Origin of the sequence: Arenimonas sp., from assembly GCF_036275555.1 — a bacterium.
Lineage (GTDB): Bacteria > Pseudomonadota > Gammaproteobacteria > Xanthomonadales > Xanthomonadaceae > Arenimonas.
Genome location: NZ_DASUDO010000012.1, coordinates 1 through 12,744 on the forward strand (window position 1 = coordinate 1; position 12,744 = coordinate 12,744).

Genomic DNA, 12,744 nt, shown 5'->3' on the forward strand with positions numbered 1-12,744 from the left:
GGCGCACAGCGCGTCGAGCACGTTCGTGCTGACGAGGTTGTCGCTCGGGTCGAGCGACACCGTGACGTTGGCCTCCGACGAACCGATCAGGTCGATCGACAGCCCGTGGCGCTTGAAGCGCTCGAAGACGTCGGCCAGGAAGCCGACCTGCTGCCACATGCCGATGCTTTCCATCGACACCAGCACGATGCCGTTGCGGCGACTGATCGCCTTGACGCCGGGAACGGTGGCGGCCAGCGCGTCGATGCGGGTACCCAGTTCGTCAGGACGCTCGGTGTCGAGGATGGCCATCGGCACGCCGGCCTCGCGGCACGGGCCGATGGAACGCGGGTGCAGCACCTTGGCGCCGGTGGTGGCGATTTCCTGCGCTTCCTCGTAGTCCAGCCGCGAGAGCAGGCGCGCATCCGGCACCGCGCGCGGGTTGGCGCTGAACATGCCCGGCACGTCGGTCCAGATCTCGACGCGGCGGGCGCCGAGCAGCGCGCCGAAGTAGGCCGCGGAGGTATCGGAACCGCCGCGCCCGAGGATGGCGGTGCCGCCGTCGGGCGCGCGGGCGATGAAGCCCTGGGCGATGCGCAGCGCCGGACCCGCCGCGGCGAAGCGCGCGCGCAGGCCGGCGTCGCCGGTGTAATCGCAGCTGGCCGACAGGCGCTTGGCCCAGTCGGTCTGGTTCGGCAGCGGGCGCGCGTGGATCCACTCGCGCGAATCGGTCCAGCCCACGTCCAGGCCCTGCGCGCGCAAGTAGGCGACGCCAAGCGTGGACGAGAGCAGCTCGCCCTGGGCCAGCACTTCGGCCTGCCAGTCGAGCGCGCCGGTGTCGGCGCGCGGGTCGTCGCCCAGCATCACCAGCGTGGCCAGCCTTTCGGTGAGTTCGGGCGAGGTGACGCCCAGCTCCGCCGCGAACTCCTCGTGGCGATGCACCAGCGCGGCGATCCGCGCGTGGCGGGCGGCCGGGTCGGCCGAGGCTTCGCAGATCGCCTGCAGTTCGTTGGTGACGCCGGACACCGCCGACACCACCACCAGCACGCGCGCGCCCTCCTCCTCCGCCCGGCGTTTCATCAGGCGGCCGATGGTGTCCCAGCGATGGCGTCGGGACACGGACGTGCCTCCGAACTTCAGGACGATCCAATCCGGTGCGTCGGCACCGGCGGCGGGCGCGGATGGGCTCATGGTTCCAGGTTTAAGATGAGGGGACGCGGCGCTGGCGCGCGGCGTGCGCCAGTGTAAACGAAGGCGCCGCCGCGAAAGCCCGCCACGCCCCCACGCCCCAGAACGGAGCTTCCCCCATGCGCCGCCGTGAATTCCTGCAGCTCGACGTCTTCGCCGACCGGCCCGGGGCCGGCAACCCGCTGGCCGTGGTGCTGGACGCCCGCGACCTCGACACCGCCGCGATGCAGGCCTTCGCGAACTGGACCAACCTGTCCGAGACCACCTTCGTGCTGCCGCCGGTCGAAGCCGGGGCCAGCTATCGCGTGCGCATCTTCACCCCGCGCCAGGAGCTGCCTTTCGCCGGCCACCCCAGCATCGGCACGGCCCACGCCGTGCTCGAGGCCGGGCTGGCCCAACCGGTGGACGGGCGGCTGGTGCAGGAATGCGCCGCCGGCCTGCTGCCGATGACGGTGTCGGGCGAAGGCGCCGCCCGCCGCATCGCCGTGCGCGCGCCCCGCGGCCGGCCGCGGCCGCTGCGGGTGCCGCACGAGGACGCGCTGTCGGCGGCCCTGGCCCGGGTCCGCCGCGGCGCGCTGGCCCCGGCGCTGATCGACAACGGCCCGGCCTGGTGGGTGGTCGAACTGGCCGACGCCGCCGCGGTGCGCGCGATGGTGCCCGACCTCGCCGCCATCGCCGCGCTCACCGAACTCACCGGGGCCGTGGGCCTGGCGGTGTTCGGGCGTGCGCCGGCCGACAGCGACCACCAGCTCGCCGTGCGCGCCTTCTGCCCGGCCGATGGCATCCCGGAAGATCCGGTCACCGGCAGCGCCAACGCCGCCATCGCCGCCTGGATCCACGAGTGCGGCGCCCTGCCCGCGCTCGGCAGCCGCTACCTCGTCAGCCAGGGCCGCGAGATGGGCCGCGACGGCCGGATCGAAGTGAGCGTGGACCGGGACGGCGAGGCCTGGATCGGCGGCTGCACCCAGACCGTCATCCGCGGCACGCTGGACTGGTAACCTGCACGCCCCCACCCGGGCAGGACGCCCCATGCCTCGTAAATTCGTACAGCTGGACGTCTTCGCCGCCAAACCCGGCGACGGCAATCCTCTCGCCGTCGTGCTCGACGCCACCGGCCTCGACGACGCCGCCATGCAGGCGATCGCGCGCTGGACCCGCCTGCCGGAGACGACCTTCGTGCTGCCGCCGTCCACGCCGGCGGCCAGCTACCGCCTGCGCATCTTCAGCCCGCGGCGCGAAGTGCCCTTCGCCGGCCATCCAAGCATCGGCAGCGCGCACGCGGTGCTCGACGCCGGCTTGGCCACGCCGCGCGACGGCCAGCTGGTGCAGGAATGCGCCGTCGGCCTGTTGCCCATCGAAGTGCGTGGCGAAGGCCGCGAGCGCCGGCTGGCGGTGCGCGCGCCGCGGGCCCGCGTGCTCGAGATCGGCCAGCCCGACGACCCGCGCCTGTTCGCCGCGCTCGAGGGCTTCACCGCCGGCGCGCTGCCGCCGGTGCTGATGGACGGCGGCCGCCGCTGGTGGCTGGCCGAACTCAGCGACGAAGCCTCGGTGCGGCGCCTGGTGCCGCGCTGGGAGGCGGTGTCGGCGCTGGCGCGCGACCACGAGGCGATGGGCTTGTGCGTGTTCGCCCGCTGCGAAGGCCGCGATTACGACCTGGTGGTGCGCGCGCTCGTCGGCCAGCCGGGCCAGGTCGAGGACGCCGCCTCCGGCGCCGCCAACGCGACGCTGGCGGCGTGGCTGCATGAACGCGCGGCGCTGCCGCACGCCGACGGCCGCTACGTCGTCAGCCAGGGCCGCGAAGTCGGCCACGACGCGCGCCTCGAGCTGCGCGTGGACGCCGCCGGCGACGTCTGGTCCGGCGGCCAGGTGCAAACCGTGGTGCGCGGCGAGCTCGACTGGTCCTGATGACTCGCCGGAACCTGTAGCAGGAGAGGCGGCGTTACTTCCTCTCGTAGACGGGCTTGCCGTCGACCCAGGTCGAGATGACTTCGAGCTTGGGCAGCTGCGCGGGCGGGATCGTCAGCGGATCGCCGCCGAGGATGACGAAGTCGGCGCGGTAACCCGCCACCAGCTTGCCCAGCGCTTTCTCATCGAACGCGGCGTGCGCGGCGTCGGCAGTGAAGCCCGCCAGCGCCTGCTGCGGGGTCAGCTTCTGGTCCGGCAGCCAGCCGCCCGCGGGCATCCCCGCCAGGTCGGCACGGGTGACCGAGGAGTACAGGCCCAGGCGCGGGTCCACCGATTCCACCGGGAAATCCGAACCCAGCGCGAGAGGCACGCCGGCGGCGCGGAAACGCTGCCAGGCGTAGGCGCCCTCCAGCCGCGCCTTGCCCACGCGGGCCTCGGCCCAGGGCATGTCGGAGGTGGCGTGGGTGGGCTGCATCGAGGCGATCAGCTTGAGCGTGGCGAAGCGCGGGATGTCGGCCGGCGCCACCACCTGCGCGTGCTCGACGCGCCAGCGGTGGTCGGTGCCGGCGGCATCGCCCAGCGCCTTGGCGTAGGTGTCGAGCACGATGCGGTTGCCGCGGTCGCCGATGGCGTGGCTGGCGGGCTGCACGCCGCAGCTGCGTGCCTTTTCGACCGCCGCCGCGTAGGCCGCCGGCTCGGTGACCAGCAGGCCGCGGTGGCCGGGTTCGTCGCTGTAATCCTCGAGCAGGGCGGCACCGCGGCTGCCCAGTGCGCCGTCCACGTAAAACTTCACGCCGCGCATGGCTAGGCGGCCGCTGGCGTGCTCATAGGCGCGACCGGCGCGGCAGAGCGCGGCCAGCGCCGCCGAATCGCCGTCGGCATAGGCGCGGATGCGCAGCGGCAGGCGGCCGGCGTCGGCGAAGTCGCGCATCAGGCGCAGGTCGGGCAGCGACACGCCCATGTCGTGCACGCCGGTCAGGCCGTGCTTCACGGCCGCCGCGAGCGCGCGCTCGAGCGCCTCGGCGCGCAGGGCGGCATCGGGCGCCGGCACCACTTCGTCGATCACGGCGGAGGCGGTATCGATGAACACGCCGGTGGCGCGGCCGTCCTCGCGCAGGATGCGGCCGCCTTCGGGCTGCCAGTCGCCGCCGAGGTCGCGCTTGGCGGCGCGCATGGCGGCGCTGTTGGCCCAGCCCGCGTGGCCGTCGACGCGCTCGAGCCAGACCGGGCGGTCCGGGAAAGCGGCGTCGAGGTCGGCGGCGGTCGGGAAGTCCTTGCCCGGCCAGTCGTTCTGGTCCCAGCCGCGGCCCAGCAGCCAGGCGCCCTCGGGCAAGGTCTTCTCGAACGCCTTCAGGCGGGCGATGACGTCTTCCTTGCTGGTGGCGTCCACGAGGTCGGCGCGCAGCAGGGCGAAGCCCAGGTTCATCAAGTGGGCATGCGCGTCGATCAGGCCCGGCACCACGTCGCGGCCGCCGGCGTCGACCAGGGTGATGCCCGGGTATTTGTCGGACAGGGCCCTGGCGTCGTCGCCGACGTGGACGATGCGTCCCTCGGCGTCCCAGGCCAGCACCGTGCGCACGGGCCAGTCCGCTTCGCCGGTATGGATGCGCGCGTTCACCAGGCCGGTGATGCCGCTGGCGGTGGCGGCGCCGGGCAGCAGCGCGGCAAGGACAAGGGCGAGGTGCAGACGACGCATGGCGGGCTCCCGTTAGAAGGGCCCTACCCTACCTAAATCGCCGTCAAGAAAAAGGGGTCAGAGTAATTATTTGTTTGAAACAAATAATTACTCTGACCCCTTTTTCGGGGGCGGCTCAGCCCTCGGGGGTGACGTCGACGCGGACGCGGATCTCGCTGCCCGGGTGGTAGTCGGTCACGGTCTCGAACTCGCGACCGGCGTATTCGTAGCCGACGCGGTAGCCAACGACGCGGCTTTCGCCCTCGTAGTCGCTGACGATGCGGCAGCGCTCGACCTCTTGAAGGGCCGGGTTGTAGCGGGCGTCGTGCGGACCGTAGGCGCGCTCGCGGCTGCGGCGCTCCATGTCGTTGCCGACCGCGCCGCCGATCACCGCGCCAACCACGGTCGCGGCCTGGCGGCCGTCGCCGTTGCCGACGCTGTTGCCCAGCACGCCGCCGACGATGGCGCCCAGCACCGCGCCGCTGCCGCTGGGGCGGCGCGGGTCGCGGCGGGCGTAGCGCGGGTTCGCGTACGGGTCGTAGTAGTTGTGGGCTTCCTGGACCGGCGAGGCTTCGCGCCAGCATTCGCGGCGGCTGACCGGCTGGGCGCGCTCGACGATGGGCTCGACGCGGGTGACGCGCGCCAGGTCGTAGGCGGAGCCGCGCGCGTCACGGCCGCGGTCGTCGTAGCCGCGGTAGTCGCCGTAGCCGCCTTCGTAGCCATAGTCCGGGGATCGGTAGTCCTGCGCGCTGACGCCGCCGGCGGCGAGCGCCACGGCGAGGACAAGGGTTCGGGAAACGAGGCGGTTCATGGCAGCTCCTGACGCCGGATGGCGTGGGCGCATCGTCGGGCCGCGGCGCCCAACCCGGGCTGAATCCCGCGGGCCCTCGCCGGGCCGGAATCTTGCCCGTTGCCGGCCGTTTACCCACCCCTGTAGGAGGGACTTCAGTCCCGATGCCTTTCGCCCAAAAGCATCGGGACTGAAGTCCCTCCCACAGGGGTTTCGAGCCACTGCGCCGCGAGCGCGGCGACGGCGGGCGCATCGCGGCCCAGCAGGGGAGCGACGTGGCTGCCCGCCAGCGGCAGGAAGGCGGCCCCGAGCGAACCGGCCAGCGCGGCGCTGGCTTCGAACGGCACATCGGTATCGTCGCGCGAGGCCATCACCAGCGTGGGTGCGCGCGATGCGGGCAGCGCGACACCGGCGCGCGCCGCATCCATCACCGCGCCGGATTCATCACGCCAGCGTTGGAACGCAAGCAGTGCCGCCGCGTCGTCGGCCTCGGGAATCGCGCGCCGGGTGCCCGCCAGGCTGGCGCGCCGGCGCCAGGGGATCACGGCCGGTGAGGGGTCCGCCGGCAGGCCGGCAGGCGGCATCGGATTCACCAGCACGCGGGCATCGGCCTGCGCGCCTTCGAGCAGCACCAGCAAGCCGCCGAGGCTGGCGCCGACCAGCGCCACCCGATCGGCCTCGCGGCGGGCGCGCGCCAGGCCGTCCGCAACCTGGGCGCGGTAGTCGGCCAGCCGCGTCGCGGCGAGGCCGTCCGCGGCCGGCTGCAGGTCGGGCGCGAACACCCGCCAGCCCTCGGCCGCGAACACCCGCGCCCACGCGTCCCACTCCCAGCCACCGCCGCCCGCACCGTGCACGAAGACGACGGCGCGCCGGGGATCAGACAAGCGTCGCGTCCAGCGTGACCGGCAGCGCCAGCGCCTTCGAGATCACGCAGTTTTCCTTGGCATTGGCGGCGATGTCGGCGAAGGCCGCGGCGTCGATGCCGGGCACCGTCGCGGTCACGGTCAGGTGCACGCCGACTGCGTGCGGCCCGGGCGAGGTTTCCATCGCCACTTCGGCCTGGGTGTCGATGCGGGTGGCGGTGAAGCCGGCGTTCTGCAGGATGAAGCCGAGCGCCATCGAGTAGCAGCCGGCGTGGGCGGCGGCGAGCAGCTCCTCGGGGTTGGTGCCCTTCTCGTCGCCGAAGCGGGTGCCGAAGGAATACCGGGTGCCTTCGAACAGGCCGCTCTGCGGCGTGCTCATGCGGCCCTGGCCGGTCTTGAGGTCGCCTTCCCAGTGGGCGGTGGCGCGGCGCTTGAATCCCATGATGCTGCTCCTGAGTCGGGCCGCGGGGGCGGCCGGGACCCGCAGTCTACCCCCGCCCCCGGGCCCGGGTTGACCCGGCGCCGCGACGGAGGGAGGCTAGCCCTCCCCGGCCCCGCCCGGGGCCCCGCCATGACCGACGCGCGGTCGCGCGATAAACGACCTGGCAGCGCCTCTGCGCCGCCGACCATGACGGCCTATCCACCCATCACGATTTGGGAGAGACGGCCTGATGTCGTACCGAACCGAAACCATCCGAAACGTGGCCCTGGCGGGCCACTCCGGCGCCGGCAAGACCACCCTGTTCGAAGCCCTGCTGCATGCCGGCGGCGCCCTCCCCGCGGCAGGCAGCCTCGAGCGCGGCACCACGGTGTCCGACTTCGACCCGATGGAAAAGGCGCGCGGCCATTCGCTCAACACCGCGCTGGCCAGCATCGACCACGGCGGCATCCACGTGAACCTGATCGACACGCCGGGCTACGCCGATTTCCGCGGGCCGACGCTGTCCGCGTTCTCGGCGGTGGAAACCGTCGCCATCGTCATCAACGCGGCCACCGGCATCGAGTACGGCACGCGCCGGATGATGGACTACGCCAAGGCGCGCAACCTGTGCCGCATCCTCGTGATCAACCGCATCGACGCCGATCCCGGCCACCTGGCGCAGCTGGTCGAGGAGATCCGCGACACCTTCGGCCCCGAGTGCCTGCCCATCAACCTGCCCGCCGACGGCGGCAAGCGCGTGGTGGACTGCTTCTTCACCCCCGACGGCGACTCCGACCTCGGGCCGGTGGCCGTGGCGCACCAGCGCATCATCGACCAGGTGGTCGAGATCAACGAGCAGGTGATGGAGCGCTACCTCGAGGTGGGCGAAGAAGGCCTGAGCGGCCAGGCCCTGCACGACGCCTTCGAGCAGTGCCTGCGCGAGGGCCACCTGGTGCCGGTGTGCTTCGCCTCCTCGCGCACCGGCGCGGGCGTGGCCGAGCTGCTGGAGCTCGCCGAGAAACTGTTGCCCAACCCGCTCGAGGGCAACCCGCCGCCGTTCGAGAAGAACGGCCAGCCCATCACCGCCACGCCGGACCCGGCGGCGCACGTGATCGCCGACGTGTTCAAGATCGTCAACGACCCCTTCGTCGGCAAGCTCAGCGTGTTCCGCGTGTTCCAGGGCACCGTGCGGCGCGACAGCCAGCTGTTCATCGACGACGGCCGCAAGCCCTTCAAGGTCGGCCACCTGTTCCGGCTCCGGGGCAAGGACCACGTCGAGATCGACGAGGCCGTGGCCGGCGACATCGCCGCAGTGGCCAAGGTCGACGACATCCACTTCGACGCCGTGCTGCACGACAGCCACGACGAGGACGACATCCGCCTGCATCCGCTGGATTTCCCCAAGCCCATGTTCGGGCTGGCGATCGAGGCCGCCACCCGTGGCCAGGAGCAGAAACTCGCCACCGCCCTGCACCGGCTCGCCGAAGAAGACCCGGGCTTCCACGTCGAGCACCACGCCGAACTCAATGAGACCGTGATCCGCGGCCTGGGCGAGCTGCACCTGCGGGTGATGCTCGAGCGCATCAAGGAGCGCTACGGCGTCGCGGTGACCACGCGCCCGCCGCGCATCGCCTACCGCGAAACCATCGGCGCCGCGGCCGAGGGCCACCACCGCCACAAGAAGCAGACCGGCGGCGCCGGCCAGTTCGGCGAGGTCTACCTGCGGGTGGAGCCGCTGGCGCGCGGCCAGGGCTTCGAGTTCGTGGACGCGGTGAAGGGCGGCACCATCCCGGGCCAGTACCTGCCGGCGGTCGAGAAAGGCGTGCGCCAGGTGCTGCACGGCGGCGCGGTGGCCGGTTACCCGATCCAGGACGTGCGCGTGACGGTGTACGACGGCAAGTACCACAGCGTCGATTCGAAGGAAGTGGCCTTCGTGGCGGCGGGCAAGAAGGCCTTCCTCGACGCGATCCTGAAGGCGCGGCCGCAGGTGCTCGAACCGATCGTGGACCTCACCGTCGCCGCGCCGGAATCGCACATGGGCGACATCACCGGCCAGCTGGCGGCCAAGCGCGCGCGCATCCACGGCACCGACGCCGGCCGCGGCGGCGAAGTGCTGGTGAAGGCGCAGGTGCCGCTGAGCGAACTCACCGACTATGCGGCTGAACTCAAGGGCGCCACGGCTGGCCGCGGCCGCTACGACCTGGAATTCAGCCACTACGAGCCGGTGCCGCCGCAGGTGCAGAAGCAGCTGGTGGAATCCTGGCGGCCGCACCACGACGAGGACTGAACGCGGGCCGGGGTTAGACTGCAGGCGCGGCAGCCCCGCCGCGCCTGACGGTCCAAGGATGAAATCGCCTGCCGCCCTCTTCATCGCCCTGGTGTTCGCGATCCTCTTCTCGCTGATCGCGTACCGCGTGTCCGTGCACTTCTCGCAACTGCCGGAGGCCGGCGACGCCGCCGTGGCGTCCGCGCCCCCCGCCCCGTCCGACGCCGCCGCGCCGGAGGCGCCGGTCCGCCCGCCGTCCCAGCAGCAGGCCGCCGACGCGATCGCCCGCGCTTCCGAGGTGCAGGCCGCCGTGCAGGCGTTCTACGAGACGAACCAGGCCTGGCCGCGCAGCCTGGCCGCGCTGTCGCTGGGCAATCCCGACCAGTTCGCCGACGCCTCGGTCGCCGCGATCTCGATCCAACCCAACGGCGTGGTGGCGATCTCGATGAAGCCGCACGTGGCCCGCGGCGGCGTCATCCGCCTGGTCCCGACCGCGCAGGCCGACGGCGCGGTGTCCTGGGAATGCCGCGCCACCAACTACCCGGCCGCCACCCGCCTCCCCGACTGCCGCTGATCGATTCCTGTAGGAGGGACTTCAGTCCCGAAGCTTTCCGCCGAAAAGCATCGGGACTGAAGTCCCTCCCACAGCGGTTAGTCGTAGCTCAGGGCGGCGCTGCGGCCCCAGAAGACGCGGTACACGTAGACCGTGTAGAGCAGGATCATCGGCAGCGTGATCGCGGCGCCGAACAGCATGATCTTCAGCGAGCCCGTGGCGGCTGCCGCGTCCCACAGCGTGATCCGGTCGATCACCAGGTAGGGGAACAAGCTGTAGGCCAGGCCCGCGAAGGCGAGCACGAACAGCAGGATCGCGCCCGCGAACGGAATCCAGTCGCGCCGGCTCTCGCCCTTGCGCAAGCGGCGGATGGCGCCCTCGGTGGCGGCGAACACCAGCGCCGTCAGCACCGGCACCGGCAGCAGGAACAGCAGCTGCGGCAGCGCGAACCATTTCTCGAAGATGCGCGGGCTGACCCACGGCGTCGCCACCGACACCGCCGCGATGCCCAGGCCCGTCAGCCACAGGCTCGCGTAGGCCCAGCGCAGCGCGCGCTGGCGCAGCTCGCCCTCGGCCTTGAGCACCAGCCAGCCGGCGCCCAGCAGCGCGTAGCCCGCGCACAGCGCCAGCCCGATCGCGACCGAGAACGCCCCGCCGATCGCGTCGTCGCGGAAGCCCAGCACGTAGCTGCCCAGCATGTAGCCCTGCGAGAACGCCGCCAGCACCGAGCCGGCCCAGAACGCGCCGTTCCAGAGCGGCTTGTGCGCGGCCCGCGCCTTCACCCGGAAATCGAAGGCGACGCCGCGCAGGATGAGCCCGATCAGCATCGCCGCCACCGGCAGGTACAGCGCGCCCAGGATCACGCCGTGCGCCAGCGGGAAGGCCACCAGCAGCAGGCCCACGCCCAGCACCAGCCAGGTCTCGTTGGCGTCCCAGAATGGGCCGATGGACGCGATCATCCGGTCCTTGTCGGCATCGGGCACGCCGCGCAGCAGGATGCCGACACCGAGGTCGTAGCCGTCGAGCACCACGTAGAGCAGCATCGCCAGCGCCATCAGCGCCGTGAACACCACCGGGAGCAAGGTCTCCATCTCAGGCCTCCTGCAGGCCGGCGACGGCCGGTTGGTGGTCGGGCTTGCCGCGGTGGCGGGCCAGGTAGAACAGCACCGAGACGTAGGCCGACAGCAGCGCCACGTACAGCAGCAGGTAGGCGGTCAGGCTGATGCCGATGATCGGGGCCGGCGTTGCCGAGATCGCGTCCACGGTGCGCAGCACGCCGGTCACGAGCCAGGGCTGGCGGCCGATCTCGGTGACGTACCAGCCGGCCAGCGTCGCCACCCAGCCCGAGAAGGTCATGGCCAACAGAGCGCGCGCCTGCCACCGCGTGGGCTCCGCGTTCTGGCGCAGGCGCCAGGCGCTCCACCACGACACCGCCAGCATCAGCAGGCCCGTGCCCACCATCACCCGGAAGCCCCAGAACACCGGCGCCACCGGCGGGTGCGCGTTGGGGAAGGAATCGAGGCCCCGGATCTCGCCGTCCAGCGAGTGGGTCAGGATCAGGCTCGCCAGCTTGGGGATGGCAATGGCGTAGTCGTTGCTGCGCGTCTCCTCGTTGGGCAGCGCGAACAGCAGCATCGGCGCGCCCTTCTCGTCCTGCCAGACGCCCTCCATCGCCGCGACCTTGGCCGGCTGGTGCTCGAAGGTGTTCAGCCCGTGCAGGTCACCGACGAAGATCTGCACGGGGATCAGCAGCGCGGCGACGGCGACGCCGGTGCGCATCGCGGCCATCACGTCGGGCGCGCGGTCGCGGCGCAGCCAGCGGTAGGCCGACAGCCCGCCGACCAGGAAGGCCGCGGTCAGGCCCGAGGCCAGCAGCATGTGCATCAGCCGATAGGGGAACGACGGGTTGAAGATGATGGCGAACCAGTCGGTCGGATGCGCCACGCCGTCGATCATCTCGAAGCCAGCCGGCGTCTGCATCCACGAGTTCAGCGCCAGGATCCAGAACGCCGACAGCGTGGTGCCGCCCGCCACCAGCACCGTGGCCAGCGTGTGCACGCGCTCGCCCACGCGCTTGCGCCCGAACAGCATGATCCCGAGGAAGCTGGCCTCGAGGAAGAACGCCGTCAGCACTTCGTAGGCCAGCAGCGGCCCGGCGATGTTGCCCACGGTTTCCATAAAGCCCGGCCAGTTGGTGCCGAACTGGAAGCTCATGGTGATGCCGCTCACCACGCCCAGCGCGAAGGTGAGCGCGAACACCTTCACCCAGAAGTAGTAGGCGTCCAGCCAGTGCTGCTTGCCGGTGCGCAGGTAGCGCAGCTTGAAGAACAGCAGGAACCATCCCAGCGCGATCGTGATGGTGGGGAACAGGATGTGGAAGCTGATGTTGGCCGCGAACTGGATGCGCGCCAGCAGGGCCGGGTCGAGTTCGCTCACGACGCCTTCTCCTCGTTGGCCGGCGCCGCCCCCCGCATCTTGTCGGTGAACTGCAGCAGCGCCGTGGCCTTGGCGCCCAGCGACATCAGCTTCTCCAGCGTGGACGGCGAGAGCTTGCGCACCTCGGCGAACCACTCGGTGAGCTGCTCGATCAGGTCATGCATCTCGCGCATGCGCGCCTGGGCATGCTTCTCCTCGGGCGAATCCGGCGTTTCGAGCAGGGCATCGCGCAGCATCGACAGCGTCGGGTCCACTTCGCGCCGCTGCCGCTCCTCGGCCAGGATCTTGAAGATGGCCCAGACGTCCTCGGGCGCGGCGTAGAAGTCGCGGCGGTCGCCGGGCTGGTGGCTCAGGCGCACCAGCCGCCAGGACGAGAGCTCCTTCAGGCCCATACTCACGTTCGACCGGCTCACGCCCAGCCGCTCGGTGATCTCGTCGGCGGTCAGCGGCTGGGCCGAGATGAACAGCAGGGCGTAGATCTGCCCCACCGTCCGGTTGATGCCCCAGCGGCTGCCCATTTCACCGAAATGCAGCACGAAGGACTGGCTGAGCGGGGGAAGGTCCATGACCGGCCTCGAAGTTTCAGAAATTTCTGAAACATTAGACTTGGATCATTGACAACCCGCAAGACCCCGGTTCCACCTGTTCAGGAACCCATCACCCCGCAC

The 12,744-nt window shown here is 71.5% G+C and carries 12 protein-coding genes; 4 read left to right on the forward strand and 8 right to left on the reverse strand.

Annotated elements, in window-relative coordinates; all coding sequences use genetic code 11:
• A partial coding sequence (locus VFV21_RS03805; protein WP_329668156.1) for an aspartate kinase occupies positions 1–1,170 on the reverse strand: 1,170 nt, incomplete at its 3' end.
• Between the two features lie 116 nt (positions 1,171–1,286).
• Between VFV21_RS03805 and VFV21_RS03810 the strand changes: the two genes are divergently transcribed.
• Positions 1,287–2,165 (forward strand): PhzF family phenazine biosynthesis protein, encoded by an 879-nt coding sequence (locus tag VFV21_RS03810; protein WP_329668157.1) that lies wholly within the window; start codon positions 1,287–1,289, stop codon positions 2,163–2,165.
• A gap of 31 nt (positions 2,166–2,196) precedes the next feature.
• Complete coding sequence (locus tag VFV21_RS03815; protein ID WP_329668158.1) at positions 2,197–3,072, forward strand: PhzF family phenazine biosynthesis protein; 876 nt, start codon at positions 2,197–2,199, stop codon at positions 3,070–3,072.
• Positions 3,073–3,106: 34 nt separating this feature from the next.
• On the opposite strand, the gene VFV21_RS03820 is transcribed toward VFV21_RS03815, so the two are convergent.
• From VFV21_RS03820 to VFV21_RS03835, 4 genes are all read right to left on the reverse strand, one after another.
• Positions 3,107–4,768, reverse strand: a complete 1,662-nt coding sequence (locus VFV21_RS03820) for an amidohydrolase (RefSeq protein ID WP_329668159.1) — start codon at positions 4,766–4,768, stop codon at positions 3,107–3,109.
• Positions 4,769–4,883: 115 nt separating this feature from the next.
• The gene (locus VFV21_RS03825) at positions 4,884–5,558 is read right to left on the reverse strand and encodes a glycine zipper 2TM domain-containing protein (RefSeq protein WP_329668160.1); all 675 of its coding nucleotides are present in this window, start codon (positions 5,556–5,558) and stop codon (positions 4,884–4,886) included.
• Between the two features lie 134 nt (positions 5,559–5,692).
• Positions 5,693–6,421, reverse strand: coding sequence for an alpha/beta fold hydrolase (locus VFV21_RS03830; RefSeq protein WP_329668161.1), 729 nt, complete (start codon positions 6,419–6,421; stop codon positions 5,693–5,695).
• Entirely contained in the window at positions 6,414–6,842 is a 429-nt protein-coding gene (locus tag VFV21_RS03835; RefSeq protein ID WP_329668162.1) for an OsmC family peroxiredoxin, read from the reverse strand. Before VFV21_RS03835 ends, VFV21_RS03830 begins: the two co-directional genes overlap by 8 nt.
• Positions 6,843–7,071: 229 nt before the next feature.
• On the opposite strand from VFV21_RS03835, the gene fusA reads away from it, so the two are divergent.
• Both fusA and VFV21_RS03845 read left to right on the forward strand, forming a co-directional pair.
• A complete protein-coding gene (gene fusA / locus VFV21_RS03840; protein WP_329668163.1) occupies positions 7,072–9,108 on the forward strand; it encodes an elongation factor G in 2,037 nt (678 codons plus the stop codon).
• Between the two features lie 58 nt (positions 9,109–9,166).
• Positions 9,167–9,661, forward strand: a complete 495-nt coding sequence (locus tag VFV21_RS03845) for a pilin (RefSeq protein WP_329668164.1) — start codon at positions 9,167–9,169, stop codon at positions 9,659–9,661.
• Between the two features lie 77 nt (positions 9,662–9,738).
• Here the strand turns inward: VFV21_RS03845 and VFV21_RS03850 are convergent, their stop codons facing one another.
• Genes VFV21_RS03850 through VFV21_RS03860 form a run of 3 tightly spaced genes read right to left on the reverse strand, consistent with a single transcriptional unit; the run spans position 9,739 to position 12,642 of the window.
• Entirely contained in the window at positions 9,739–10,731 is a 993-nt protein-coding gene (locus VFV21_RS03850; protein ID WP_329668165.1) for a cytochrome d ubiquinol oxidase subunit II, read from the reverse strand.
• A 1-nt stretch (position 10,732) separates the two neighbouring features.
• A complete protein-coding gene (locus tag VFV21_RS03855; protein ID WP_329668166.1) occupies positions 10,733–12,076 on the reverse strand; it encodes a cytochrome ubiquinol oxidase subunit I in 1,344 nt (447 codons plus the stop codon).
• Complete coding sequence (locus VFV21_RS03860) at positions 12,073–12,642, reverse strand: GbsR/MarR family transcriptional regulator (RefSeq protein ID WP_329668167.1); 570 nt, start codon at positions 12,640–12,642, stop codon at positions 12,073–12,075. Before VFV21_RS03860 ends, VFV21_RS03855 begins: the two co-directional genes overlap by 4 nt.
• Positions 12,643–12,744 lie beyond the last annotated feature (102 nt).

Coding starts and splice junctions, on each gene's coding strand:
- VFV21_RS03810 (WP_329668157.1), top strand. CDS start 1,287: ATGCGCCGCCGTGAATTCCTGCAGCTCGACGTCTTCGCCGACCGGCCC.
- VFV21_RS03820 (WP_329668159.1), bottom strand. CDS start 4,768: ATGCGTCGTCTGCACCTCGCCCTTGTCCTTGCCGCGCTGCTGCCCGGC.
- VFV21_RS03835 (WP_329668162.1), bottom strand. CDS start 6,842: ATGGGATTCAAGCGCCGCGCCACCGCCCACTGGGAAGGCGACCTCAAG.
- VFV21_RS03815 (WP_329668158.1), top strand. CDS start 2,197: ATGCCTCGTAAATTCGTACAGCTGGACGTCTTCGCCGCCAAACCCGGC.
- VFV21_RS03860 (WP_329668167.1), bottom strand. CDS start 12,642: ATGGACCTTCCCCCGCTCAGCCAGTCCTTCGTGCTGCATTTCGGTGAA.
- VFV21_RS03850 (WP_329668165.1), bottom strand. CDS start 10,731: ATGGAGACCTTGCTCCCGGTGGTGTTCACGGCGCTGATGGCGCTGGCG.
- VFV21_RS03825 (WP_329668160.1), bottom strand. CDS start 5,558: ATGAACCGCCTCGTTTCCCGAACCCTTGTCCTCGCCGTGGCGCTCGCC.
- fusA (WP_329668163.1), top strand. CDS start 7,072: ATGTCGTACCGAACCGAAACCATCCGAAACGTGGCCCTGGCGGGCCAC.
- VFV21_RS03845 (WP_329668164.1), top strand. CDS start 9,167: ATGAAATCGCCTGCCGCCCTCTTCATCGCCCTGGTGTTCGCGATCCTC.